Raw genomic sequence first — 25,897 nt, 5'->3', positions numbered from 1 at the left:
CGCCGGTGCCTGTCCTTCACGCGTTACCCGGCGCGGCGACGCATAGCACCAGTTTGCTCGCCGCCTGGCCTGACCGCACCAGCTCGAGCGCGTGCCCGGCTTGTTCCAGCGGCAGGCATTCGATGCGAGGTGGCCGCAAACGGCCGTCGTTCATCAGCGCGGCGATTTCCGCGAGCCGTGCGCCGCTTGGCATCCTGCTGAACGCGACGGCGGTGCGCATGCCGCGCCGCGCGGCTTCGGCGGGATCGGGGCCGTGGTCGCCGCTGACCAGCGTCAGGATAGCCACCAGGATGCCGCCGGGCCGGAGCAGGTCCAGCCCCATCGGCAAGGTGCCGCATCCCACCGCGTCGAGCACCAGGTCGACGCCGTCCGGCGCCCAGGCCCGCACGGCGCCACCGATATCGCTTGCGCGGTAGTCGATGGCCAGGTCGCAGCCCAGCGCCAGCAGCGCGTCGCGGCGGGCCGCGCTGCAGGTGGCGGCGACGGCGGCGCCGGCGGTTCTTGCCAGCTGCACGGCGAACGTGCCGACCGCGCCCGCGCCGCCGTGCACCAGCACGGTCTGGCCCGGGCGCAGTCCGCCATCGTCGAACAGTCCGGTCCAGGCGGCCAGCGCCGGGGTCGGCACCGCCGCGGCTTCGGCGAATCCGACGTTGTCGGGAATCGGCACCACGCAATCCTGGCTGACAGCAACGTATTCCGCATACGATCCCCACTGCCCGGCGCCGACCCCGGTTTGCGCAAACACCCGCTGTCCGCGCACGAAGCCCGTGACGCCGGCGCCGACCGCGGCCACCACGCCGCTGGCATCGAAGCCAAGCACGAAGGGAAAGCCGGCCTGCATGAAGTCGCTCAGATAACCCTCGCGGCATTTCCAGTCGGCGGGATTCACGCCGGCGCAGGCGACGCGGATCAGCACTTCGCCGGCTGCCGGCGCGGGCGTTGCGACCTCGCCAAGCCGGATGACCTCGGGGCCGCCGTGACGGTCGATCAGGACCGCGCGCATGTTTTCTTGCATGAGGCTTACCTCGCCGACAGTTCGGGCTGGCCCAGCGCCGGATGAGCCCAGGCCGGGATGACGGGCGGCGGCAGCAAGCCCTTGCCGTCGAGCGTGCGAACCTGCAGTCCGTGCGCAAGCGGGAAGTGCAGGCTATGGGCGATCTGGCCGGTGTGCAGTCGCGCCGGCACGCTGCATAGCGCCAGCGCGGTTTCCACCAGGTATTCCACGGGCTCAGTGGGATAGCCGTCGGGGATATAGCGCTCGCTGCCCGGTGTGAGGATCGCGGTGCTTGGCGCCACCGAATTGACGGCGATGCCGTCGCCCTCCAGTTCCGCGGCCAGGCCCTCGGTGAACCGGTTGACGGCGGCCTTGACGGCCGCGTAGGCCGTGACGCCGCCGGCGCGGTCAAAGTCCTGGTAGGGACGCGCCGGCGACAGCGCCGTGACCGAGCCCAGGTTCAGGATCCAGCCCGCGCCGCGCGCACGCATCAGCGGTATCGCGGCGCGGCTCAGCACGAACGGGATGCGCAGGTAGTGATCCACGGTACGGTCGAAGATGTCCAGCGGCATTGCGTCGATGGGTCTGTATTCGGCCAGGCCGGCATTGTTGACCAGGATGTCCAGGCCACCCGCGGCCTCGGCGGCCCGCAGCACAAGCTGGTCGCGCTGCGCGGCATCCTCGAGATCCGCCGCCAGCGCCATGGCGCGGCCGCCTTGCCGCGTGATCAGCGCCACGGTCTCGGCCAGCGTGCCAGGATCTTCTCCCGAGTTGCCGATGCGCCGTGCGCTGACCACCACCAGTGCGCCTTCCGCCGCGAAGCGCTGCGCGATGGCACGGCCGATGCCGCGGCTGGCGCCTGTCACCAGTGCGATCTTTCCTGTCAGTGTTCCGTGTGCGGTCATGATGCGCTTTCCTCCTTATGGTTGTGGCTGGCAATCTGGCTGACAATCAGGCTGGTCGCGAGCGGGCAGAAGGCATGGGAGATCGCCTCGACCGTCCATTCCGGAAACTCCGGGTCGAACCAGCGGTCGACCCGTCCCCAATGGAACGGGTGCATCAGGTATTCGCCCAGCAGGTCGTCCGCGCTGGCGAATTCCTGCTGCCAGACATGGGTCCATGTGGCCGGCGACAACACGCGGGCCAGCCGCCAGTTGCGGATCGCGGGCATGTACGTCGGCATCCGCAGCAGATCGTGCTCCAGTGCGTGGACCTGCCAGGGCGGCGCTTCAGGGCGGACCCGGAACATCAGCGTGCGCCAGGTGCCGTCACGCAGTTGCGGCGCACGCATGCCGTCCGCGATCGCCCGATAGGCGACGTGATCAACCGTTGCGATGCCGTCCAGCGCCGCGGCGAGACCGGCGCCATCGGCCTGCGCGCCGGACGAGCCGGTTTTGAATTGCAGGTCGAGGGTGTAGTCGCCGGCGCCCCAGCTTCCGGTCAGGTTGCGGCCGAGCGCCACCCGGTGCAGGCCAGGCAGCCTTTCAACGCGGTCGAGCAGGGCTGGCCCGGGGTCCGGCATCCCGTCGCAAATGCCGTTGTGCAGGCGCAGTTGCGCGGTCTCAAGGCGCATCGCAATGCTCCTTCGGCTGCGGCAGCACGGGTGTCGCGGCGGCCATCACATGGCGGCGGCGGGATTGGCACAGGGAGCCGACTGTCGACCAGAAGGCGAGGGCGGGACCGTCAATGCCGGCGCGCATGGCGTAATAGGCCGGCGCATCCGGCACTTGCCACAGCAGCCACAACGTATTGGGCGCATCTTGCAGCGCCACGGGTGGCGACACCCAGCAATGCTGCAGCGTCAGGCCCCTGGCGGCGCTGCCGGGCAGGTAGCGGGATTCCAGCAGGTCAAGCACCGCGGGCAGCTGGCCGGGCGCGAGCACGATTTCATCGAGTACGTGGATCATGGCTGTGTGGCGTCCTCTCATGGGTTGTCCCGTATAGGCATGGCGTTGCGCGCATGGCAACCTCCATGGCCGCCGGGACGATTATGGAAGCCCCGTTGGCCACGCACCCCTACCCGGACGATCAATCACCGTTACCGAAGCAATCACGACCAGCGCCCATGAATGCCCACATCCCGGGGAGTCCCGTCCCTGTTCCGCACGGCATGGTGCAGCGCTTGCTGGATGAGCTGAAACGGCAGGGCGTCGAGGTGCCGGATGCCGGCACAGAACCGCCGCGGCCGGCACAGTTCACCGCGCTCTATCGCGCAGCGATCGAGCGGCTGGAAGCGCTGGTGGCCAAGGGCGACGGCCACCCGCCGATGTGCAGGCAGGAAGTGGATCTGCTGTGCCGCTGCGTGTTGAGTTGCCAGACGCTGCGCGAGGCGATCCACTGCGCGGCCGATTTCTGCGCGATGCTGTATCCGCGCGCCGGCGCGCTTAGCCTGGGCGAGCGCGCGGGCCAGGCGGTCTTTCAGATGGATTCGCTGCGGCGGGTCAGATCTTCGGCCGCCTGCCTGGTGGACCTGACGGGACTCTTCTTTTATCTGCTGCTGTTCGGCTGGCTGGTGGGCCAGCCGATACGACCGACCCGGGTCAGCCTGGCGCATCCGCGGCGCGAGGACGCCTTGCCGTTCCTCGGCCTGTTCCATGCGCCGGTGACGTCCGGCAACCCGGCCTACGGCTTCGACTTCGACCAGGCCTTGCTCGACCGTCCGGTGGTGCGCCGGGCAGCGGAGCTTCAGGCATTCCTGAAGGACCTGCCTTACCGGCTGGTCGGGGCGCCGGTCGAAGTAGTGTCGCTGAGCCAGCAAGTGCGCGGCACGCTGCACGCGGCGCTGGTGCATGGCGCGCGGCTGCCGACGCTGGCCGAGCTGGCAGTGCGCTTCGATGTCAGCGAACCGACGCTGCGCCGCCGGCTCGCGGCGGACGGCAGCAGCTACCGGCAATTGCGCGAGCACAGCTTGCAGGAATACGCCGAGCAATGCCTGCGGACCACCCGCTGGAGCATGGGCAGGATCGCCGAGCAGCTTGGCTTTGCCAGCGAGGAAGCCTTTCGCCGCGCCTTCCAGCGCTGGACCGGGCACGCGCCCACGCAGTTCAGGCGCGCCAGCCAGGGCAAGGCCACAGGGTAAGCCCACGACTGTGCGGTAATTCGTGCACGGCGCCGGCGGCAATATATGCAAAACCGGCCGGCACGGCGGCACGCGCCGCTCGTCGGATGCGACGTGGTAAAGCCGGCGAAGCCTGATGGCATGACGCTTGCTGCCTTCGTTCCATTCCCCACGAACATGATCCAGCGGAGGCGCCCATGGCACTGGAAGACCCGCTTGCTCCCCCGGCATCCCAGGCCGGCGCACTGCAACAGATCCCCACCACGCTGCACATCAACGGCATCACCCACGAGCTGCTGCTGGCCCCGTGGGTGATCCTGCTGGACCTGCTGCGCGAGCAACTGCAGCTCACCGGCACCAAGAAGGGCTGCGACCACGGCCAATGCGGCGCCTGCACGGTGCTGGTTGGCGGCAGGCGCATCAAGTCGTGCCTGTGCCTGGCCGTGTCCTATGACGGCGCCGACATTACCACCGTGGAGGGGCTGGCCGATCGCAACACCGGCGCGCTGCATCCGCTGCAGCAGGCCTTTATCGACCACGACGCGTTCCAGTGCGGCTATTGCACGCCGGGACAGCTGTGCTCCGCCGTGGGACTGCTGAACGAGCATCCGCCGGCAAGCCGACAGGAGATCCGCGAGCGCATGAGCGGTAACCTGTGCCGCTGCGGCGCGTATGCGCAGATCGTCGAGGCGATCGCCGAGGTCGCCGGGCTGACTGACCACGACCAGGAGCCATCATGAACCCGTTCCGCTATGAGCGCGCGGCCACGGTGGAAGCGGCGCTGCAGTCGATCGCCGCCGCGCAGCGGGACGCCGGCGTGCAAAGCCTTGGCGACGACCACGCGCCGCACTTCCTGGCTTCCGGCACCAACCTGATCGACCTGGTGAAGGGCGGCATGATGCATCCGGCCGCGCTGGTCGATGTCAGGCAACTGCCGCTGCGGATGATCGAGGCCACGGCGGAGGGCGGGCTCAGGCTCGGTGCGCTGGCCAGCAACGCCGATACCGCGCAGCACCCGCTGGTGCGCGCGCAGTATCCGCTGCTGCGCGCGGCGATCCTGGCCGGGGCCTCGGCGCAGATCCGCAATATGGCGACCAATGGCGGCAACCTGCTGCAGCGCACGCGCTGCTATTACTTCTACGATCCGGGCGTGCCCTGCAACAAGCGCGATCCCGGCAGCGGCTGCCCGGCGGCGACCGGGCTGGCGCGCCAGCATGCCATCCTGGGCGCGAGCGAGCATTGCGTCGCCACCCATCCGTCCGACATGTGCGTGGCACTGGCGGCGCTGGGCGCGGTGGTGCACGTGGCCTCGGCCAGCGGCCGCCGCGAGATTCCGTTCCATGAATTCCATCGGCTGCCGGAGGACCGCCCGCACATCGACACCACGCTGCGCCCCGACGAACTGATCACCCACATCGTGCTGCCTCCCGCCGCCGAGTTTGCGCACCGTGCCTGTTACCTGAAGATCCGCGAGCGCGCGTCGTTTGCGTTCGCACTGGTGTCGGTGGCTGCCGCGCTGGACCTTGCCGACGATGGCACCGTGCGTGCCGCGCGGCTGGCACTGGGCGGCGTGGCCCACAAGCCGTGGCGCGATCCCGAGGCCGAGGCGCACCTGCAGGGCCGGCCCGCCACGGTCGAACACTTTGCCGCCGCGGCCCGCTTCCTGCTGCGCGATGCGCGCGCCTGGGGCGGCCCGGCCGTGCCCGAGAGCCTGCCCGGCAACAGCTTCAAGATCGCGCTGGCCGAGCGCGCGATCGTGCGCGCGCTGGAAATGGCGGTCGCCGGCGTGCTGAGCAATACCGGCGAAGACGCCTTCAGCGAGGAGGAGCAGCCATGAACGATCCGATCCCGCAATGCACGCCGCGCGCACGCCCCGGCACGGGCCCGGTCGGCATCGGCACGCCGGTCCCGCGCCTCGATGGCGTGGCCAAGGTCACCGGCACGGCGCGCTATGCCGCCGAGCATCCGGCCTTCGACCTTGCGCACGGGGTGGTGGTGAACAGCACCATTGCGCGCGGACGCATCGTGTCGATCGATTGCAGCGCGGCGCTGGCGGTGCCGGGCGTGCTCGAGGTGCTGACCCATGAGCGCCGCCCGCGCGTGCGTTCGCTCGACCTGTTCTACAAGGACATGGTCGCGCCCGCCGGTTCGCCGTTCAAGCCGCTGCACGACGCGCGCATCTGGTACAGCGGCCAGCCGGTCGCGCTGGTGGTGGCCGAGACCTTCGAGGCGGCACGCCATGCCGCGACGCTGGTGCGCGTGCGCTACCAGGCGTGGCCGCACGAGACCAGCCTGCTGGAGCACCTGGGCCGCGCCGGCAAGCCGATGCGCTTCAAGGCGGGCTATTCCGGCCCGCCCAAGGCGCGCGGCGATGCCGACGCCGCCTTCGCGCGCGCGCCTTTCCAGGTCGACGCGGAGTTCTACAGCGGCGTCGAGCACCACAATCCGATGGAGATGCACGCCACCACGGTGATCCGCGGCGGCGACGGCCACCTGACCATCTACGACAAGACCCAGGGCTCGCAGAATTCGCGCTGGATGGTGTCGCGGGTGTTCGGGCTGCCCAAGCGCAAGGTCACGGTGCGCAATGAATACGTGGGCGGGGCGTTCGGCTCGGGGCTGCGGCCGCAGTACCAGCTGATCCTGGCGGTGATGGCGGCGCTGGCGCTGGAGCGCTCGGTGCGCGTGGTGCTGACACGGCCGCAGATGTTCACCTTCTGCCACCGGCCCGAGACCTGGCAGCGCGTCCGGCTGGGTGCCGACGCCGATGGGGGGCTGGTGAGCCTGATCCATGAAGCCGTGGCCGAGACCTCGCGCATGGAGCACTACGTCGAGGTGGTGGTCAACTGGTCCACGCAGCTCTATGCCTCCGAGAACAGCCGGCAGGACTATCGACTGGTCGACCTGGACCAGCCCACCCCGGCCGACATGCGTGCGCCGGGCGCCGCGCACGGCGTGCATGCGATCGAGGTGGCGATGGACGAGCTGTCCTATGCGGTGGGGATGGACCCGCTGGCGCTGCGGCTCAAGAACTACGCCGAGCGCGACGGCGCCAGCGGCCTGCCGTTCTCGAGCAAGGCACTGCGGGAATGCTACGCGCAGGGCGCGCAACGGTTCGGCTGGGCCGGACGGCCACCGCAGCCGCGTTCGATGCGCGCTGGCCACGAGCTGGTCGGCTGGGGCATGGCCAGCGGCACCTGGGACGCGCTGCAGATGTTCAGCCGCGCCCGCGCGGTGTTCCGCGCCGACGGCCGGCTCGAGGTAGCCAGCGCCGCCACCGACATCGGCACCGGCACGCTGACGGTGATGAGCCAGATCGCCGCCGCGTCGCTGGGCCTGCCGCTGGAGCAGGTGACGTTCGTGCTGGGCGATTCGGAGCTGCCGGTGGCGCCCGTGGAAGGCGGCTCGTCGCATGTGGCCACGGTGGGCACGGCGGTCGACGGCGTGTGCGACAAGCTGCGCCGGATGCTGTGGCACATGGCGCGGCGCATGCAGGGCTCCGGCTTCGAGCGCGCGCGCTACGAGGACCTGGTATTCGAGCACGGCCAGGTCAGCCTGCGCGGCGGCGCCGGCGTGTCGTTGCCGCTGACCGGCATCCTGGCAGCGGCCCGGCGCGAACAGATCGAGGCATCATTCCTGCAATTGCCCAATTTGTTCAAGCAGAAGCAGTACACGCGCGCCGCGCACTCGGCCGTGTTCTGCGAGGTGCGCGTCGACGAGGCGCTGGGCACCGTGCGCGTGACGCGCGTGGTCAGCGCGGTGGCGGCCGGGCGCATCATCAACCCGAAGACCGCGCGCAGCCAGATCCTGGGCGGCATGGTGTGGGGCATCGGCCAGGCGCTGCACGAGGAAACGCACAGCGACCATGCGCTCGGCCGCTTCATGAACCGCAATATCGCCGAGTACCACATCGCCTCGCACGCCGATATCCAGGACCTGGACGTGATCTTCGTCGATGAGGACGACCGCGTGGTCAGCAGCCTGGGCGCCAAGGGCGTGGGCGAAATCGGGCTGGTCGGCGTTGCCGCCGCGATCAGCAATGCGATCTATCACGCCACCGGCAGGCGCTTGCGCAGCACGCCGATGACGCCGGACAAGGTCATGGCGCGCTGAACGGGGCTGGCCGCCGTCAGCGCCGCTGCGCCAGCCAGATGCCCGCCGCGATCGCGGCCAGCCCGACGCCGTGGTACCAGCGCGGCCAGTCGCCCAGCAGCACCGTCGACAGCAGCGCGGCGAAGACCGGCGTCAGCGTGATGAAGAACACCGGCAGCTGCGCGCCCGCGCGCGCGATGGCGCGGTCCCAGGCAAAGTAGGCCAGCAGCGACGGGATGGTCGCGACATAGAGCAGGATGCCCGCGACCTTGCCGTTCCATTGCAGCGGCTGATCCAGCGTCAGCAGTTCCCACGCCGTCACCGGCGCGCTGGCCAGCACGCCGGTGACGATCTGCGCGAACAGCAGCACCGGCAGGGGCAGCGCGGGACGCTGCTTGCGCAGCAGCCAGGTGTAGGCGCTCCAGGCGATGGTGGCCGCCAGCATGAACAGGTCGCCGGGCACCAGGTCCAGCTGCGTCAGCCGCGCCAGTTCGCCGCGCACCAGCACGAAGGTCACGCCGACCATGCACAGCAGCGCGCCGGCGACATGCCAGGGCCGGACCCGTTCGCCGAAGCACAGCGCGCCGATCACGATCAGAAACAGCGGCGTGGAGGCGCCGATCAGGGTCACGTTGATCGGCGTCGAGCTGGTCAGCGCCAGGTACTGCAGCGCGTTATAGCTGGCGATCGACAGGATGCCCATGGCGGTGATCACGCCCGCGTGCCGGCGCAGCACCGCGCGGTGCTCGACCACGCCGCGCCAGGCAAACGGTGCCAGCAGCATGCCGGCCAGCACCCAGCGCGCCCAGTTCAGCGCGACCGGCGGCACCGTGCCGGCGGCAAGCCGGCCCACGATGGCATTGCCGGCCCAGCTCAGCGGAGGAAAGGTCAGCAGGAACAGGGTGGTCCAGTCGATGCGTCGGGGGCTGGGGCTGCTGGCGGACATGAGGCGAGGTCGATGGGTGGATGGCGCATTATCCGCGATGGCGATGCTTTAGGTGCCGCTACGGGGCGCGGGCACTCACCGGCGCGGGCGCGCGATGCGCGCCAGCGGCAGCGTCGCCAGGCGCGCGGTGACGACCTCGCGGATGGCCGGCGGGGCGTCGAGCTCGTCCAGCAGGCGCGGCCAGCGGGCATGCGCCAGCGCCACCGCTTCCCTGACCGCGGCGGTGGCGATGCGGCGCGGCACGCCGGCTTTCTCGGCGATCGCCTCGTACATGGCCAGGGTTTCCTCGCGCTGCAGCCGGTCGATGGCGACGTTCTGGCCGTACGAGGCAAAGCCGGGCAGCGCGGCCACGCAGACGATGTCGTACGCCGGCGACAGCACCGGCAGCACGCCGTTGGGGTAGATCACCGAGAAGTTCTTCAGGTGCGCGTCGCTGTTGCCGATCAGCGTATTGACCGCCTGGCGCAGGAAGAACTGCCGCACATGCTCGACCCCGCTCGGGCTTAGCCGGTACAGCGTGGCCACCAGCTGCACGTAGCCGTCGATGCTGGCGTACTTGCGGGCCGGCATGCGGCCCAGCATCTGGCAGCCGTCCTCGGCATGGACGCGCCCGGACGGGGTACGGTCGAAGCGGTCGACGGCAAGGTAGTGCAGGTCCTCGCCCAGGGCCTCGGCCAGTCCCTCCACCGCGATGGTCGACATGGGCAGCACGCGCGTGGCCGCGACATGCACGCCGGCGGCGGCCGCGAGCTGCATCGAGACCGATTCGTTGAACACCTGCGCGTCGTCGTTCCGGGCCGGCAGCTTGGCGATGATGTCGGACAGCTTGCCGTGGCTCGGCAGCGTGTAGCGCTTGCCATCCTGCACCGTCGACAGCGCCAGCTTGTTCTGCACGCCGGACACCGATGCGGCGCCTTGCGTGGCGCCCTCGACCACGGCGATCTCCAGGTTGTCGGCGCCGCCGGTCACGCCATAGGCGCGGGCGTAGGCGGGCAGGGCGCCGATGTCCGCCGGCCGTACCACCACGGCTCCGGGCAGGTCGTTGCCGGCCGAGGCCAGGATGCCGAAGTCGTCCTTGTCTTCGGGGTGGCTGCGGGTGGCTTCCAGCCGCTTGCGCAGCTCGCCTTCGGGCAGCAGCCCGGCAAAGTAGGGCGGCAACTCATGGCCGGTGTTGTAGACCGCGGGATGGAAGGGGTTGTCCAGCACCTCGGCGGTGGCGCGGCGGCCGGCTTCGGTCGGCACCGTGATCGACAGGCTCAGCGTGGGGCGGTCGGTGTCGCCGCGGAATTCATCGGCGGGCACGAAGCGGACATTGCCGCCGGCCTCGCACAGGTAGCCGCAGAGCCGGTCATATAGCCGAACCTCCAGAAAGCGGGGATGCAGGTCGTAGCTCATTCCTGGTCCAGGAAGATGTCGAGCGCGGCGCGGGCGCCGCGGTCGGGGCCGCCGCCCTTGCCTTCCAGCACCTGGCGGACTTCGGCAAGGCGTTCGTTGGGCACCAGCACCCACTGCGCGTCGAGCGCGGCGGCCAGCGCTTCGAGCGTGGAAGCGCGGCTGTCCTTCTTGCCGAGCAGGATGGCCGACAGGTTTTGCGCCGCCATGCCGAGGATCCGGCCGAGTTCGCCCAGGCTCTTGCCCCTGGCTTCGCGCAGCTGGCGGCATTGGGAGATTAATGACATAGCATTAGTCAATGAGAAAAATCATTCTTTGGAATGATACCTGCCTTGATGGACCTCGTGCATATCATTCGATAGAAGCTTTTTTATAAAAGGATCATTCCATGGAATGATAGTGCATGGCAACTTCAGTGGCCAAAGACCTGCGTGCGCGAGAGGGCTGGCGCCTCGTCGAGACGCTCGGCAGTGCCGCTGTCTCCACCTCCTTCCGTTACCCCTTGCCTTGCCACCGATACTGTATAAATATACAGTCATCGTAAATATCCTAAATCCTCGCCCTGCCGACGAGTGATGCTAACTTCACATGACTGCGCCATTGCATGCAGCCCCGCCAAGGGCGGCGGAGGGTCTGCCTTTCCCTGCGCCGGCGGCCTCAGGGCCTGCGTGGCCTGCCGCGGCCGAGCGCCAGCAGGCGTTGTCGGCGCTCGAGCAGCGCTATCCCGGGCTGTGGCGGGCCGGCCAGCTGGGCCGCGCCGGCGGGGCCGCGGTGTGCCCGACCGGGTATGACGCGCTGTCGGCGGAACTGCCCGGCGGCGGCTGGCCGGCCGGCGGCCTGACCGAACTTCTGACCACGCAGGGCGGCGCGGGGGAAATGCGCCTGCTGCTGCCAGCCCTGCGCACGCTGGCCGGGGCGGGGCGGCGCATTGCGCTGGTGGCGCCGCCTTACCTGCCCAATGCGATGGGGCTGGCCGCGGCCGGGCTGTCGGCGCGGCAGTGCTACTGGGTGCGTGCTCCGGCCGAAGCGGCCAGGGCCGCGCAGCAGGCCGACATGCTGTGGGCCGCCGAACAGGTGCTGCGCAGCCAGGCCTTTGGCGGCGTGCTGGTGTGGCTGCCGGCGGCGCGCCCCGAGGCGCTGCGGCGGCTGCAGGTGCTGGCGCAGGCCGGCGACGCGGTGGCCTGGGCATTGCGCCCGGCCACGGCGCTGCGCGAGTCGTCGCCCGCGGTGCTGCGGCTGCTGCTGGCGCCGCTGCCCGGCAACATGCTGTCGATCACCTTCCACAAGCGCCGCGGGCCGGTGCGGGACACGCCGCTGCTGCTGCGCCTGGACGGCATGGCGGCGGCCACGCGCGCGGCCGCCTGGCCGGTCCCGGCAGGGGCAACTGCGGGGGCGCCCGCCGGGCCCGAACCGCTGGCGCAGTCTTCTCAGCTTTCATCCGATGCCGTACTGGATCGCGGTGCACCTGCCGCGCCTGCCCCTGGACGCGCTGCAGCCCAACTGGCCTGAGCTGGCGCCCGCCGCGAGCCCGCCTGCCGCTGCCGCCACCCTGCACCATGCGCTGCCGGTGGCGGTGATGGCGCGCGAGCAGGTGGTGCTGGCCAATGGTCCGGCGATGCAGCTGGGCGTGCGCTATGGCATGCGCCGCGGTGGCGTGCAGGCCCTGTCGGCCGATATCGTGCAGCTGGAGCGCGACCCGGCCGCCGAAGCCGCGCTGATGGAAGCGGTGGCGCTGGCGCTGCTGCGTTTCACGCCGGGCGTGACCGTCGACGAGGAGCCGGAGTCGGCCACGCTGATGCTCGATGCCGGCGCCAGCCTGCGCCTGTTCGGCGGCCATCGCGCGCTGTGCCGCGCGGTGCGGGCCTGCGTGCGCCAGCTGGGCACCGTGGCCCAGGTGGGGTGCGGGCCGACCGCGCACGGCGCCGCATGGCTGGCACGCCAGCCGCTGCGGCGCACGCGGCGTGGCGTGGTGCGGCCCGGCCGCCGGGCGGTGGGCATGGCGCGCCTGCACCGGCTGCTCGACCGCCTGCCGGTGGAGGCGCTGCACACGCTGGCCGATCCGGCCTGGCTGGATGGCATCGGCTGCCGCACGCTGGGCGAGGTGCGGCGCCTGCCGCGCGCGGGCCTGACGCGCCGGCTGGGTCCGGCGCTGCTGGCGCGGCTGGACCAGGCCTATGGCGAGGCGCCGGCGCGCTTTGTCTGGTTCGTGGCGCCGCCCGCGTTTGCGCAGCGCATGGACCTGCCGGGCCGGATCGAATCCGCCGAAGCCGTGCTGGCCGGCGCGCAGCGGCTGCTGCTGGCGCTGGCGGGCTGGCTGGCGGTGCAGCAGGCCGGCGTCACGCGCTGCGTGCTGGTGCTGGAGCATGAGCGCTACCGGCGCGGCGCGGCCACCGAAGGCACCCCGGTGCCACTGGGCCTGGCCCAGCCCAGCCGCGATCCCGCGCACCTGTCGCGGCTGCTGCGCGAAAAGCTCGACCAGCTCAGCTTCCATGCCCCCGTGACCGGCCTGGCGCTGCGCGTGGAAGCCATGGCCGCGTGCGTGCCGCAAAGCGATGCGCTGTTCCCCGAGCCCGGCGGCACGCCGGAAGACCTGGGCCGCCTGCTCGATACGCTGATGGCGCGGCTGGGCCGCGACAACGTGCTGCAGCCGCGCCCGCTGGCCGACCACCGGCCCGAGCGCGCCAACCGCTGGTGCCCGGTCGACGAGCCCGCTGGCAAGCCCGCCAGCCTGCCCGAGCCGCAGCCGGAGCGCCCGCTGTGGCTGCTGCCGCAACCGCTGCCGCTGCCGGTGCAGCGCCACCGCCCCTGCCACGGCGGCCCGCTGGCGCTGCTGAGCCGGCCCGAGCGCATCGAGGCCGGCTGGTGGGACGGGGCCCTGGCCACGCGCGACTACTTTATCGCCGAGCGCGCCGACGGCCTGCGCTGCTGGATCTTCCGCGAGCGTCCGGGCCATGCCGCGCACGACGATGGCGGCGAGTATCGCTGGTTCCTGCATGGGTTGTTCGCATGAGCGCGCCGCCCTTGCCCCCATCGTTGCCTGCGTCCTTGCCGGGTTTGCTGCCGGCGCTGCCGGATTACGTGGAGCTGCACTGCATCTCCAACTTCACCTTCCTGAGCGGCGCCTCGCACCCGGGCGAACTGATCGAGCGCGCCTTCGGCCTGGGCTACCGCGGGCTGGCCCTGACCGATGAATGCTCGGTGGCCGGCACCGCGCGCGCGCACGATGCCATCGAGACCCTGCGCAAGCGCCTGCACGACGCGGTAGCGCGCAGCGCGGCACGGGTCGCCGAGGGCGTGGATGAAGGTGTCGATGACGGCGCCGATGACGGCATCGATGAACCGCTGCTCGACGACGCCGATGCCTTCGGCAGCGGCGACGACGATCCCGGCTTCCACGCCAGCCGCCACCAGCGGCTGCAGGCGCTGGCCCGCGCCGCCGATGCGTTCTCGCTGCTGATCGGCAGCCGCTTCAGCCTGATCCCGGCCAATGGACCGGAACAGGCGCCGCTGCGGCTGGTGCTGATCGCGCAGCATCGCGAGGGCTTCGGCAACCTGAGCGAGCTGATCACGCTGGGCCGCCGGCGCGCGCAGAAGGGCAGCTACCGGCTGCATCCCGAAGACCTCGCCGCGCCGGCCGGCGACATCGCCCACCTGCGCGGCATGCCCGGCTGCGTGGCGCTGCTGCTGCCCGACTATTGCGCCGAGCCGGAACGGCTGCTGGAGCAGGCCGAGTGGTGCCGCGCAGTGTTCGGCGAGCGCGCCTGGATCGCGCTGGAACAGTTGCAGGGCCATGCCGATGCCTTGCACCGCGCGCGCCTCGAAGCGGTATCGGCGCAGACCGGCGTGCCGCTGGCCGCGGCCGGCGCGGTCACCATGCATGTGCGCTCGCGCAAGCCGCTGTCCGACGTGCTGACCGCGATCCGGCTGGGCCAGCCGCTGGCCGAATGCGGCATGGCGCTGGCGCCCAATGCCGAGCAGCACCTGCGCATGCGCCAGGTGCTGTCGCGCCTGTACCCGCGCGAGGCGCTGGCGCAGACGCTGAAGATTGCCGAGACCTGCGATTTCTCGCTGGGCACGCTGCGTTACGAGTATCCCGAGGAACTGGTGCCGCCCGGCGAAACCCCGATCTCCTATCTGCGCAAGGAAGTCGAGCGTGGCAAGCGCGAGCGCTTTCCCAACGGCCTGAAGCCGGAGTGGGAAGCGCAGCTGAAGGAAGAGCTGGAGCTGATCGAGGAAAAGCACTACGAGCCGTTCTTCCTCACGGTGCACGACATCGTGCGCTTTGCGCGCTCGCGCGGCATCCTGTGCCAGGGGCGCGGCTCTGCCGCCAATTCGCTGGTGTGCTTCTGCCTGTATGTGACCGAGGTCAGCCCCGAGCAGGCCAACCTGCTGTTCGGCCGCTTCCTGTCGCGCGAGCGCGACGAGCCGCCCGATATCGACGTGGATTTCGAGCACCAGCGGCGCGAAGAGGTGATCCAGTACATCTACGACAAATACGGCCGCCATCGCGCCGCGCTGGCGGCGTCGCTGATCACCTACCGTTCGCGCAGCGCCCTGCGCGACGTGGGTCGCGCGCTCGGCATCGACGCCAGCGTGGTCGAGCAGGTAGTCAAGGGCCAGGCATGGTGGGACGGCGGCCCGGGCTTTGTCGACAAGATCGCCCGCTACGGGCTCGATCCCGAGTCCCCGGCAGTGCAGCAGTGGGCCAGCCTGACGGCGCAGCTGCGTGGCTTTCCGCGCCACCTGTCGCAGCACGTGGGCGGCTTCGTGATCGCGCGGCACAAGCTGTCGCGGCTGGTGCCGATCGAGAACGCGGCCATGGCCGACCGCAGCGTGATCCAGTGGGACAAGGACGACCTGGAGTCGCTGGGCCTGCTCAAGGTCGACGTGCTGGCGCTGGGCATGCTGTCGGCGATCCGGCGCGCGCTGGAGATGATCCCCAACCCCAGCCGCGATCCGGCGCGCGCGGGTCTGCCGGCGCGCATGGAGGACATCCCGAAGGAGGACAAGCCGACCTACGACATGATCTGCAGGGCCGACACCATCGGCGTGTTCCAGATCGAGTCGCGCGCGCAGCAATCGATGCTGCCGCGGCTGCAGCCGCGCGAGTACTACGACCTGGTGGTGGAGGTGGCGATCGTGCGGCCGGGCCCGATCCAGGGGGGCATGGTCCATCCGTACCTGAAGCGGCGCGAGGCCTTTCGCCGCACGCAGAAGCCGCCGGTCTACTTCAACCAGGTAATCGAGAAAGTGCTGGGCCGCACCCTGGGCGTGCCGATCTTCCAGGAGCAGGTGATGCAGCTGGCCATCGACGCGGCGGGTTTTTCGCCGGGGCAGGCGGACCAGCTGCGCCGCTCGATGGCGGCATGGCGGCGGCGCGGCGACCTGCGCAAGCACCAAGACGCGCTGGTGCGGGCGCTGACTGGCAAGGGCTATCCGGAATCCTTCGCGCTGGCGATCTGCAAGCAGATCGAGGGGTTTGGCGAATACGGCTTTCCCGAAAGCCATGCGGCCAGCTTCGCCAAGCTGGTGTACGTGAGTTCGTGGCTCAAGTGCCACCATCCGGCGGCCTTCCTGTGCGCGCTGCTGAACAGCCAGCCGATGGGCTTCTATTCGCCCTCGCAGCTGGTGCAGGACGCGCGCCGCCATGATGTGGAGGTACTGCCGGTGGATGTCACCATCAGCCGCTGGGACAGCACGCTGGAGCCGGTGGCGGAGTCCGATGCGGCCATCATTCGGCAGGAGCGGCCGCCGCATCCGCGCGTGCGCCTGGGCCTGGGCCGGGTCAAGGGCATGCGCGAGGCCGCGGCGCTGCGCATCGAGGCCGCGCGCGCGCAGCGTGCCTTCGACAGTGTCGAAGACCTGGCGCTGCGCGCCGGCCTGGACCGCCACGACATCGACGTGCTGGCCGCCGCCGACGCGCTCGCGCCGCTCGCCGGCAACCGCCGCCAGGCCCGCTGGCAGGCGCGCGCCGCGGCCGCGCATGCCGCACACCGCGACCTGCTGTATGAAGCGCCGCCCGCCGAAGCCGCGCTGACGCTGCCCGCGCCGCGCCTCGGCGAAGATGTGACCGCGGACTATGCCAGCCTGGGGTTGTCGCTCAAGTCGCACCCGCTGGCGCTGCTGCGGCACAAGCTGGCGGCGATGCGCTTCGTCACTGCCAGCCAGCTCGAACGCTGCGCCAACGGCCGCCGCGTGCGCGCCTGCGGGATCGTCACCGTGCGCCAGCGCCCGTCCACCGCCAGCGGCACCATCTTCGCCACCATCGAGGACGAGACCGGCAGCATCAACCTGATCCTGTGGCCCGACCTGGTCGAGCGCCAGCGCAAGGAGGTGCTGGGCGCCACGCTGCTGGGCGTGGTCGGCACCTGGCAGCGCCAGGGCGACGTGCGCCACCTGGTGGCCAAGGAACTGGTGGACCTGAGCCCGATGCTGGGGCGGTTGATGGTGGGGAGCCGGGATTTTCATTGAGACGCACGGCGCCAATGAGGGAGATGCAAACGGCGCGAGACCAGTTGGCTCGCGCCGTTCGCTTTTCAGCGCTGCTCATCCGTCGGGCGGATAAGCAGGCTCTGCCCGGTCAGACCAGCGCCTGCAGGCGATCTGCGCTCTCGTCCAGCTGTTGCTTGAGCGGCAAAAGCATGGCGTGGAGGCCGATGCCTTGGGGGATGGTGTCGCTCTGCAGGTCCAGCAAGGTCAGGAAGGACTGAAGGCCGGCGCTGACGCGCAGGAGGTCGTCAGTGGCCTCGAGGATTTGCTCCTCCAGGGTGACGGCTTTGCTGGGTGGGGGCGGAGCGGCTTTGGCGTGGGGGCGGGCCTGGGCGCGGTCCACTTGGGCCACGTTCTCGGCCAGTTGATCTTTTGGGGCGAGGGTGGGCTCTTGGGGAGCCGGGGTGTTGCTTTGCATGGTGACCTCCGAACTAAAGGGATGGAGGCCCGTCGTCCGCTGCTAATCGGGTGGGCGAGCACAGGGCAGGGTTAGCAGACCGGCACCACCAGACCGGCGAGCCCTGAGGCTCCCCTGCCAAGGCCCGCCCGCAGGTGTGGACGTTCGATGGCGCGACGGACAGAGCCGCTCGCGCGGCTCTGTCCGTCGTGTGGTACGCAGGCTGCTAAACCTGATCGCCATTGGATTGGCGACAAACCATTCTCGAACACCCACGCCGGAGCGGCAATGGATCAGATCATTCAGAAACGAATTTTGACATACTGGTCAGGTATGCCGGCCAGGGCGCGATCGCAATGTCGTCTGGAACGTTGCTGAAGCCATGTGCACGTCGTCGCCTCCTATGCCACGCCCCTTCGGCATCCTGCGGGCAACAGCATCGCTTGGTTCCTGTGTTATGCAACGCACGCGCAAGCCGGCCAGCCCTCGTTATGCTTCAATTGCCGAATATATCGGGCATAGCCGCCGCCGAGCACCGGAGGGGCCAGGACAATTCAAAGTGGACGGGTCCAATGGAAGATCGGATCGTTGAATTCCTATGCCGAGACATATCGGAGATTGGCATCAATCTTAATGAACTGTCTGGCGGTGCAGGGCTGGACGAGATCGTTATATCGAGGCGAGACAATGGTCGGCTTAGCTTTGATATGAGGCCCCTCGCCGGCTTGATGTTCGATTCAGTTGTCGATCTGTGGAGATCCTTGGGGTTCGCCCGGCGCCCTCAACTTGATCAGCACTGGGTGCCATTTAATTCAGCGACCGGCGGCGGTTGTACATAGGAAGCGGTCGTTGCGCCGTCTCGCGTCCGAAAGGCGGTTCAGGGTCGGTCTGGGACATCGGCGATCGATGCCCGCGCAGGCCGCATCAATCGTGGTTGATGGAAGATTGGTCTATGCTCTCCAGTTCGTCAAAAGCCTCGCCATTCAATCAATTGGCATCTCGGCAACAGCGGGGCAGCCGATGAGAAAAGCGCCGCAAGAAGCATTCTGCTTGAGCGCCTCACGGGCTTCCTTCAGAAGCAGGGATTTCCAGTTCTTGCCCGCGCGGAAAGAGCTGGTTGACCGGCATCTGCTCGCCAGTATGAGCAGTATCTCGACCTCTGCCAAAACTGTTCGATAAGTTGTTGTGCCCGTGGCAGTGCATGAACTTCCGTAGACCGCGATCGGTAGGCCACTGGCATGCTTCCTGCTGCCTAGCAGCATCGGCACGCCGGCTGTGTCCCAAGGAGCATGCGATGAAGAACCCCTGGCTCAAAAAGAACCCGATGCTGAGCACGTGGCTCAGCGGCGCGAATGCGGCGGCCGGCGCGGCTCGTGGGCGCGCGGTGGCCGAGGGCAGGCGCCAGACAGCCACGGCCGCCGCGGCGATGACCAAGGCCGCAACGGACGCGTGGATTGCGGCGCTGACGCCGCCCAAGCCCGCCCGCAAGCGCGCGGCCAGGCGCCGCAGCAAGTAGCCGGATGTACATGGTCGCGGCCGGCAATTTGTGCAAGCGAAGGCGCGCATGAGCGCCGATATCCGGCCACCCCGGCGCAAGGCCCGCGCGGGTCGGGAGGCGGACCAGGTCCCCACGGACTCGGACAACTTCGTCAGGGTGCGCGGCGCGCGCGAGCACAACCTCAAGGATGTCGATGTCGATATCCCGCGCAATGCGCTGGTGGTGTTCACCGGCGTGTCGGGCTCGGGCAAGTCGTCGCTCGCGTTCGGCACGCTCTACGCGGAAGCGCAGCGACGCTATTTCGAATCCGTCGCGCCCTATGCAAGGCGGCTGATCGATCAGGTGGGCGTGCCCGAGGTCGACAGCATCGAGGGCCTGCCGCCCGCCGTGGCGCTGCAGCAGCAGCGCGGCACGCCGAACGCGCGGTCGACGGTGGGCAGCGTCACCACGCTGTCGAGCCTGGTGCGCATGCTGTACTCGCGCGCTGGCACCTATCCCGCGCGGCAGCCGATGCTTTACGCCGAGGATTTCTCGCCCAACACCGTGGAGGGCGCCTGCCCGGAATGCCATGGTCTCGGGCGTATCTACGATGTCACCGAGCAGTCGATGGTGCCCGACGATTCGCTCACCATCCGCGAACGCGCCGTGGCCGCGTGGCCGCCGGCCTGGCACGGGCAGAACCTGCGCGACATCCTCGTCACCCTCGGCTATGACGTCGATTCGCCGTGGCGCGACCTGCCGAAGGAGGATCGCGACTGGATCCTCTTCACCGAGGAGCAGCCCACCGTGCCGGTTTACGCTGGCTTCACGCCGCGCGAGGTGCGCGCCGCGCTCAAGCGCAAGCTGGAGCCGAGCTACCAGGGCACCTTTACGGGGGCACGGCGCTACGTGCTGCAGACCTTCGCCACCACGCAGAGCGCGCTGATGAAGAAGCGCGTGGCGCAATACATGATCGGGCGCGAATGTCCGGCGTGCCACGGCAAGCGGCTCAAGAAGGCGGCGCTGTCCGTGACGTTCGCCGGGCTCGACATCGGCGAATTCACGCACCTGCCGTTGGCCCGCGTGGCCGAGATCATGCTGCCCATCGCGCAAGGCAAATCGCCCGGCCCGGCCGGTGCCGCCGGCGCCGTGCTAAGCCGCAAGGCGGCGCGTGCGGACACGACGCGGCGCGTGGCGGCCGGCGGCTCGGCGCACAAGGCCGCCCCCGACGTGCGGCGCACACCCAACCTCTCCGACGAAAAGCGGCTCGCCTCGCAACGCATCGCCGAGGAACTGATGGAGCGGTTGTCCACGCTGATCGACCTGGGCCTCGGCTATCTGTCGCTCGATCGCAGCACGCCAACGCTGTCCTCGGGCGAGCTGCAACGGCTGCGGCTGGCCACGCAGATCTCGTCGCAACTGTTCGGTGTGGTCTACGTCCTCGACGAACCCTCGGCCGGGCTGCATCCCGCCGATGGTGAGGCGCTGCTCGTGGCATTGCGCCGCCTGAACGCGGCCGGCAATTCGCTGTTCGTCGTGGAGCACGACACGCAGACCATGCGCCAGGCGGACTGGATCGTCGACGTGGGGCCCGCAGCCGGCGAGCACGGCGGGCGCGTGCTCTACAGCGGCCCGCCCGACGGCCTCGCCGAGATCGCGGCCTCGCGCACCGCGGCCTACCTGTTCGGGCCGCCGGAGACGCAGCAGCGCGCGCCGCGAGAGCCGGCCGGGTGGCTCAGGCTGGCCCATGTCTCGCGCAACAACCTGCATCGCGTGGATGCGGATATCCCGCTTGGCTGCTTCACCGCGGTAACCGGGGTTTCGGGTTCGGGTAAGTCGAGCCTGATAAGCCAGGCGCTGCCCGAACTCGTGAACCGGCACCTAGGCCGCGCCGACGACGGCGATTCCGAAGACGAGCGCGACCCGCTGTTCGCGGTGACCGATGCCCCGACCGAGGGCCGCATCGCTGGTGGCATGGAGTCAGTGCGCCGGCTGGTGCGCGTGGACCAGAAGCCGATTGGCCGCACGCCCCGTTCGAACCTGGCGACCTATACCGGGTTCTTCGACCATGTACGCAAGCTGTTCGCCGCGACGCCCGCCGCGCGCAAGCGGCGCTACACGGCCGGCCGTTTCTCGTTCAACGTGGCGCAGGGACGCTGCCCGACGTGCGAAGGCGAGGGCTTCGTCAGCGTGGAGCTGCTGTTCCTGCCGAGCGTCTACGCGCCCTGTTCGGCGTGCAACGGCACGCGCTACCGGCCGCAGACGCTGGAAATCACCTGGAAGGGCCGGAACATCGCCGAGGTGCTGGACCTGACCGTCGACGCGGCCTGCGAGGTCTTCGCCGACGAGGCGCCGGCGATGCGAGCCCTGACGGCGTTGCGCGATATCGGGCTCGGCTATCTGCGGCTCGGGCAGCCGGCCACGGAACTGTCGGGCGGCGAGGCGCAGCGCATCAAGCTGGCCACCGAATTGCAGCGCGCGCAGCGCGGCGACTCGCTGTACGTGCTCGACGAGCCCACCAACGGCCTGCATCCCGCCGATGTGGATCGCCTGCTGGCGCAGTTGCAGGCGCTGGTGGACGCCGGCAACACCGTGGTCGTGGTCGAACACGACATGCGCGTGGTGGCGCAGGCGGATTGGGTTATCGACATCGGACCCGGCGCCGGCGACGAAGGGGGGCGCATCGTGGCAAGCGGCCGTCCGGCCGTCATCGCGGTCTCCATCGCAAGCGTGACGGCGGCCTACCTCGCGAAGGAGTTCGGCTGAGCCGATCCCGGAACGGGTTCGGGTTCGGTAATAGCCTGGCAATGCGGCGAACTGCAGCAGAACGGTCGAGGAAGAATTACGCGAGCTAGACAATATGGATGGAACCACCATTGGCCGAAGGCCCACGGTGATACGCAGTGAGTAGAAAGCGAGCTCATTTCCCGATGCTGGGTTGGGAGGTTGCAGGGTCAAGACCAGAGAGGGCCGAGACCGGCCAGGAACGGTCACCCAGAGCAGCGAAAACAATGTCCGACTTGCGCCGAATGCCGGCCATCCAGCGGCTCCACTGGTTGTTCGCATTCTTCAGGAACCACGGAGCGCGAAATCAATGTCTACACTCCCGATGACTCCGCCGGATCGGCCCGGCGCCCGTTGATTGCTCCAGTACAGATTGGTGTGCCTGATCACAGCATCCGGCGGTGGCGCGCCCCTTTGCGTCCTGTCTTCTGTCGTATGTGCATCGCCGACCAAAATTGCGTCATAGCCGCGCACCAGCTGCATTTGCCACGGCAACGAGAGCAGCTCATTCGAAACGTTCAACGGACACTTGTGGGTACGCGATGAGGGGCCGCAATGGGTCGGTCAGAGACGGCCACGGCATCACTGGCAGCAGCCAGCCGTGATCGACCAATTGTACAAGTGCATGACGATCTCGCGATGACTCCCAGGGCAGCACCTGGATGAGCTGCCACACCGCCGCGCCGCCGGCTGTGGCGCAGCGGCTGATTCTTGACACGGGTGGGCGCGCAAGGCGCCCCACGGTGATTTATCCGGCCAGGCCCTTGTTCGGGTTGATCAGGTACTTCGCCCCCGTCGCGCGCTTGTTGTAGACGGCGATCACCTCCAGGTCGAGCACCTCGGCCAGCGAGATCTCTTTCGAGTAGTGGCTGGCAAAGGTGGTCTTCAGCTCCGCCATCACGCGTTGCTTCAGCGCGTTGGCCCGCTCGCGCCCGATCTTCTGCAGGAACGGGAACAGCAGCCAGCCGCCCATGCCCCACGCCATGCCGAAGTTGCGGTTGAACTCGGTCGGGCTTGTGTCCAGGCCGCCGTAGAGGTAGACCTGCTTGTGGGTGGTCGAGCCATAGCGGCTGTATTCGCGGGCCGTTTTGTTCAAGGCCGCTTCCATGCAGGTGAGGATCTGGCCGGCGAGCTTGCCGCCGCCCGTGGCGTCGAACGCGATCGTTGCGCCAGTGGCGACGAGTGCCTCGGTGAGCTCCTGCATGAACGTGGGCGACGCGGCGTTGCAGACGTGGACCGCGCCTTGTGCCTTGAGCAGGTCCGCCTGCTCCTGCTTGCGCACGATGTTCACTAGCTTGATGCCATCCTTGAGACAGATCTGATTGAGCATCTGGCCCAGGTTGGAGGCCGCGGCGGTGTGCACCAGGGCGCTATGTCCTTCGAGCCGCATGGTCTCGACCATGCCCAGTGCGGTGAGGGGGTTGACGAATGACGACGCGCCGTCAGCAGGCGTGGCGCCGTCGGGCAAGACCAGGCACTGGTCCGCGGACATGCAGCGGTACTGCGAGTACATCGCGCCGCCGATGGCAGCGACGGTCTTTCCCATCAAGGCTTGCGCCGCAGGGGACGAGCCTGCATCGACGACCACGCCCGCGCCCTCATTGCCCACCGGCATGGACACATCCAGGCGGCCCGCCATGCTGCGCATCGCGCCTTCCGGAACGCGCGCGGTGACTATGGGGCGCTCGGCCGTGCCGCTGGCCTTGGCCGTGCTCATGTCGGCCGCACCGAACAGCAGGCCGAGATCGGACGGGTTGAGAGGAGAGGCTTCAATGCGGATGAGCACTTCATCCGGGCCAGGATGCGGCGTGTCGATGCTGTCTAGCGATAGCTCGAGTTCACCGCTGCTCTTGATTTGCGAACGAAGTTGAAGCGCGGTGTGCATTCGATGTCTCCTTGGCCTGTCGGTTTGCGGTGAGCGGGGCAGCTGCCTGGGGCTGTTTTTGCCAGCAGTCAGCAATGTAGCAAGTTCCTGCGAATCCCGTACTGGCCGGAAATTCAGGTCATGCGTCGGTCGACAGGCCATCATGCATCGCAGCGTATCCACTGGCCGCATTGATGTCCGGGGAACACAGACGCTGCCCAAGATCACCCTGCGAACGTGTGTGCAGTTGCTAACCGAAAGGAGTCGATGGAGATGCCCCAATGACGCGATCGGCAACTGCCAATGGAGGTTCGGCGATGACAGAGCAAACGATCCGGGAGACGCTTGCTCCGGCGTTGCTGGGCGTGGTCGGCACCTGGCAGCGCCAGGGCGACGTGCGCCACCTTGTGGCCCAGGAACTGGTGGACCTGAGCCCGATGCTGGGGCGGTTGATGGTGGGGAGCCGGGATTTTCGTTGAAAACCGGCTTGTCTCGTTGCCGCTGCGAGGCCGTGGAAGCTGTTTTCCCTTTTTCGGCCGACAAGGCTCTTCAGGGGTGCGGCATTAGCGCGGCGCGGCTAGACTACGTACATTTTGTTACAATAGAATGTTGTCTGTTACAGAAAATGTAAATGTATCAGGGCATTCCGTTTATGAGAAATATCACGCTTCTAATGCTTTCGATGGTTGTTGGCCTTGCAGCATGCGCCGCGCAATCGCCAGCCGACCAGTTGTCCCCCCAGTCGCCAACAGTACGCCTGTGCAACGGCAACACCTGTACCGACCAGGATCGCCGTGTCGCCACAGGGCAGGCTGCGCCAGAAGATGCCGATCATCGTATGCAGGCGCTGGCAGCGGTTGCTGAGCGCGATGCAAACGCGGCCTACGACTTAGGCTTGCGCCTGCTGCGTGGCGATGGCGTAGAGCGCAATAGCTATCAGGCCCTCCAATGGTTGCGCAAGGCCGGCGACAACGGCCATATGCAGGCCCAACTGGCGCTTGGGCGAATCTACCTTATGGGCTTTGAGGAAATGGGGTCGGACCCAGCTGAAGCCGAGGCGTGGCTGACGCGCGCTGCAGCGAAAGGCAGCAAGGAGGCACGAGACCTGCTGCCGCAAGCGCAAGCAGCCAAGAAGGACGAACAGAGCCTGTACCAGGTGCGCGAAGCCTACCGCAAATCCTGGCTGGGCTGGTACAGCAGCTATCCGTACTACTGGGTATGGGACCGCGCCGGCTGGCGCCCACGCTAGGCCCCGCCATCCACGATTTTTCTTATTACTTCCGTCAACAGGAACGCGTTTTCATGCTGAACAACACTTCTCTGCGCGTGGCCGGCCTGGCCACATCCCTGATCCTGGCTGGCTGCGCCAGCGGGGGCGGCATCATCAGCACCGGCACGGCACCGACGGCTGCCACCGGCGCAGCGGGCGGGGCGACCAGCGTGAATGCCAATCCGGCGCTGGAGCGCTGCGACAAGCCGCTGGGCACGCTGGCCGTGGATGATGGCCGGGGCAAGGAATGGTATGCAAGCTTCGGCGCAGCCACCAAAGTCACTACCATCGAGCCACTGATCCGCCTGGCGGTGCAGCAGTCGAACTGCTTCGTGATCACCTCGATCGGCAACAACCGCACCGAAAGCAAGCTTTCGAGCATTACCGACAAGCAGCGCAATTCCGGCGAATTCCGGGCCGGTTCGCGCCAGCAGAAGGGACAGCGCGTCGCGGCCGACTACTACATGGAGCCTGCAATCATCATCGACAACGACTCCACGGGCCAGTTGGCCGCCGGTGTGGGCGGTCTGTTCGGCGCGGTCGGCGCACTCGTCGGCGGCGCCATGCAAAGCAAGGCATCGGTCGTGACCTTGACCATGTTCGACATCCGGTCCGGCGTGCAGCTGTCCATCTCGGAAGGCAACTCCACGGCAACCAATATCGGTGCCGCCTTCGGCGCCCTGGGCGGCGGTGCGGCCGGCGGGCTCGCCGGTTTCTCGCGCACGCCTGAAGGCAAGGCTACCGTGGCGGCATTCATGGACGCCTACAACAACATGGTGGTCTCGCTGCGCAACTACAAGGCTCAGGAAGTGAAGGGCGGGCTGGGCCGCGGCGGCCAACTCAAGGTTGGCTCGTAGCCTGGCAGCTTCAGCGCAGAACCTTCTACGTTCAACGTTCAACGCGCGCGGCGATCTCCTCGTCGCGGGCCCGGCTGGCGCGACCTAAGTCAGCCTGGGCCGGTCTGCTGAAATTCCACCCGCTGGCCCGGCTGCGTTTGCTGGCGGTGACCCCGTTTCAAGCTGCGTTACCGCGCCGCGACGTCCGGCCAGCCGCCCGCAAGACAACCCGGCAGCGCGCATCGCGCCCTTTGTTGTTCACGCAACTGCCATCAAGCGCGGTTAAGGTAGCGTTCGT

20 protein-coding genes and 1 pseudogene are annotated in these 25,897 nt (G+C 68.6%); 12 read left to right on the top strand and 9 right to left on the bottom strand.

The genetic code is table 11. The features are described 5' to 3' along the window. Window positions 1-16: 16 nt before the first annotated feature. The 4 genes from CBM2588_RS26385 to CBM2588_RS26370 are packed head-to-tail and all read right to left on the bottom strand — an operon-like array spanning window position 17 to window position 2,901. Window positions 17-1,015: an NADP-dependent oxidoreductase gene (locus CBM2588_RS26385; protein WP_231942283.1), complete on the bottom strand. Its 999-nt coding sequence runs from the start codon at window positions 1,013-1,015 to the stop codon at window positions 17-19. 5 nt (window positions 1,016-1,020) lie between these two features. Further along, the gene (locus tag CBM2588_RS26380) at window positions 1,021-1,899 is read right to left on the bottom strand and encodes an SDR family NAD(P)-dependent oxidoreductase (protein WP_115683213.1); all 879 of its coding nucleotides are present in this window, start codon (window positions 1,897-1,899) and stop codon (window positions 1,021-1,023) included. Further along, a complete protein-coding gene (locus CBM2588_RS26375; protein ID WP_115683212.1) occupies window positions 1,896-2,567 on the bottom strand; it encodes a Dabb family protein in 672 nt (223 codons plus the stop codon). The genes CBM2588_RS26380 and CBM2588_RS26375 overlap by 4 nt, the downstream gene beginning before the upstream one ends. Then, a complete protein-coding gene (locus tag CBM2588_RS26370; RefSeq protein WP_115683211.1) occupies window positions 2,557-2,901 on the bottom strand; it encodes a hypothetical protein in 345 nt (114 codons plus the stop codon). Before CBM2588_RS26370 ends, CBM2588_RS26375 begins: the two co-directional genes overlap by 11 nt. A 158-nt stretch (window positions 2,902-3,059) precedes the next feature. Between CBM2588_RS26370 and CBM2588_RS26365 the strand changes: the two genes are divergently transcribed. The 4 genes from CBM2588_RS26365 to CBM2588_RS26350 all read left to right on the top strand — a co-directional run bounded on the left by CBM2588_RS26365 (window position 3,060) and on the right by CBM2588_RS26350 (window position 8,165). Further along, window positions 3,060-4,073, top strand: a complete 1,014-nt coding sequence (locus CBM2588_RS26365) for an AraC family transcriptional regulator (protein WP_231942282.1) — start codon at window positions 3,060-3,062, stop codon at window positions 4,071-4,073. A 176-nt stretch (window positions 4,074-4,249) separates the two neighbouring features. Next, window positions 4,250-4,792: a (2Fe-2S)-binding protein gene (locus CBM2588_RS26360; RefSeq protein ID WP_115683209.1), complete on the top strand. Its 543-nt coding sequence runs from the start codon at window positions 4,250-4,252 to the stop codon at window positions 4,790-4,792. Then, complete coding sequence (locus CBM2588_RS26355) at window positions 4,789-5,889, top strand: FAD binding domain-containing protein (protein WP_115683208.1); 1,101 nt, start codon at window positions 4,789-4,791, stop codon at window positions 5,887-5,889. The genes CBM2588_RS26360 and CBM2588_RS26355 overlap by 4 nt, the downstream gene beginning before the upstream one ends. Continuing rightward, window positions 5,886-8,165 (top strand): xanthine dehydrogenase family protein molybdopterin-binding subunit, encoded by a 2,280-nt coding sequence (locus tag CBM2588_RS26350; RefSeq protein ID WP_115683207.1) that lies wholly within the window; start codon window positions 5,886-5,888, stop codon window positions 8,163-8,165. The genes CBM2588_RS26355 and CBM2588_RS26350 overlap by 4 nt, the downstream gene beginning before the upstream one ends. A gap of 16 nt (window positions 8,166-8,181) precedes the next feature. On the opposite strand, the gene CBM2588_RS26345 is transcribed toward CBM2588_RS26350, so the two are convergent. The 3 genes from CBM2588_RS26345 to CBM2588_RS26335 all read right to left on the bottom strand — a co-directional run bounded on the left by CBM2588_RS26345 (window position 8,182) and on the right by CBM2588_RS26335 (window position 10,769). Further along, the gene (locus CBM2588_RS26345) at window positions 8,182-9,090 is read right to left on the bottom strand and encodes a DMT family transporter (RefSeq protein ID WP_115683206.1); all 909 of its coding nucleotides are present in this window, start codon (window positions 9,088-9,090) and stop codon (window positions 8,182-8,184) included. A gap of 75 nt (window positions 9,091-9,165) precedes the next feature. Next, window positions 9,166-10,485 (bottom strand): type II toxin-antitoxin system HipA family toxin, encoded by a 1,320-nt coding sequence (locus CBM2588_RS26340; protein ID WP_115683205.1) that lies wholly within the window; start codon window positions 10,483-10,485, stop codon window positions 9,166-9,168. Next, entirely contained in the window at window positions 10,482-10,769 is a 288-nt protein-coding gene (locus CBM2588_RS26335) for a helix-turn-helix domain-containing protein (RefSeq protein ID WP_172583669.1), read from the bottom strand. Before CBM2588_RS26335 ends, CBM2588_RS26340 begins: the two co-directional genes overlap by 4 nt. 301 nt (window positions 10,770-11,070) lie before the next feature. Here CBM2588_RS26335 and imuA point away from each other — a divergent pair, with 301 nt between their 5' ends. From imuA to CBM2588_RS26320, 3 genes are read left to right on the top strand one after another with little or no spacing between them, the layout of a single operon-like run. Then, window positions 11,071-11,991, top strand: coding sequence for a translesion DNA synthesis-associated protein ImuA (imuA, locus tag CBM2588_RS26330; protein ID WP_115683204.1), 921 nt, complete (start codon window positions 11,071-11,073; stop codon window positions 11,989-11,991). After that, the gene (locus CBM2588_RS26325; RefSeq protein ID WP_115683203.1) at window positions 11,924-13,492 is read left to right on the top strand and encodes a Y-family DNA polymerase; all 1,569 of its coding nucleotides are present in this window, start codon (window positions 11,924-11,926) and stop codon (window positions 13,490-13,492) included. Before imuA ends, CBM2588_RS26325 begins: the two co-directional genes overlap by 68 nt. After that, complete coding sequence (locus CBM2588_RS26320) at window positions 13,489-16,953, top strand: error-prone DNA polymerase (RefSeq protein ID WP_115683202.1); 3,465 nt, start codon at window positions 13,489-13,491, stop codon at window positions 16,951-16,953. Before CBM2588_RS26325 ends, CBM2588_RS26320 begins: the two co-directional genes overlap by 4 nt. Window positions 16,954-17,062: 109 nt before the next feature. Here the strand turns inward: CBM2588_RS26320 and CBM2588_RS26315 are convergent, their stop codons facing one another. Beyond that, on the bottom strand, window positions 17,063-17,389 hold the full coding sequence (locus tag CBM2588_RS26315; RefSeq protein ID WP_115683201.1) for a DUF1484 family protein: 327 nt from the start codon (window positions 17,387-17,389) through the stop codon (window positions 17,063-17,065). A 1,273-nt stretch (window positions 17,390-18,662) separates the two neighbouring features. Between CBM2588_RS26315 and CBM2588_RS26310 the strand changes: the two genes are divergently transcribed. Together CBM2588_RS26310 and CBM2588_RS26305 are read left to right on the top strand one after the other, a co-directional pair. Next, on the top strand, window positions 18,663-18,884 hold the full coding sequence (locus CBM2588_RS26310) for a hypothetical protein (protein ID WP_115683200.1): 222 nt from the start codon (window positions 18,663-18,665) through the stop codon (window positions 18,882-18,884). A 48-nt stretch (window positions 18,885-18,932) separates the two neighbouring features. Then, window positions 18,933-21,611 (top strand): excinuclease ABC subunit UvrA, encoded by a 2,679-nt coding sequence (locus CBM2588_RS26305; RefSeq protein WP_115683199.1) that lies wholly within the window; start codon window positions 18,933-18,935, stop codon window positions 21,609-21,611. A gap of 766 nt (window positions 21,612-22,377) precedes the next feature. Here the strand turns inward: CBM2588_RS26305 and CBM2588_RS26300 are convergent. After that, window positions 22,378-23,514 (bottom strand): zinc-binding dehydrogenase, encoded by a 1,137-nt coding sequence (locus CBM2588_RS26300; RefSeq protein WP_115683198.1) that lies wholly within the window; start codon window positions 23,512-23,514, stop codon window positions 22,378-22,380. 323 nt (window positions 23,515-23,837) lie between these two features. On the opposite strand from CBM2588_RS26300, the pseudogene CBM2588_RS26295 reads away from it, so the two are divergent. From CBM2588_RS26295 to CBM2588_RS26285, 3 genes and pseudogenes are all read left to right on the top strand, one after another. Further along, a pseudogene (locus tag CBM2588_RS26295) lies at window positions 23,838-23,972 on the top strand (error-prone DNA polymerase); the annotation flags it as partial. Between the two features lie 152 nt (window positions 23,973-24,124). Further along, on the top strand, window positions 24,125-24,742 hold the full coding sequence (locus CBM2588_RS26290) for a tetratricopeptide repeat protein (protein WP_231942281.1): 618 nt from the start codon (window positions 24,125-24,127) through the stop codon (window positions 24,740-24,742). 53 nt (window positions 24,743-24,795) lie between these two features. After that, window positions 24,796-25,620: a hypothetical protein gene (locus CBM2588_RS26285; protein WP_115683197.1), complete on the top strand. Its 825-nt coding sequence runs from the start codon at window positions 24,796-24,798 to the stop codon at window positions 25,618-25,620. Window positions 25,621-25,897: the final 277 nt, after the last annotated feature.

The sequence above is a fragment of the Cupriavidus taiwanensis genome (assembly GCF_900250075.1).
GTDB lineage: Bacteria > Pseudomonadota > Gammaproteobacteria > Burkholderiales > Burkholderiaceae > Cupriavidus > Cupriavidus taiwanensis_C.
Note: the sequence above shows the minus strand (reverse complement) of the source record. Positions and strands in the feature narration are given on the sequence as shown.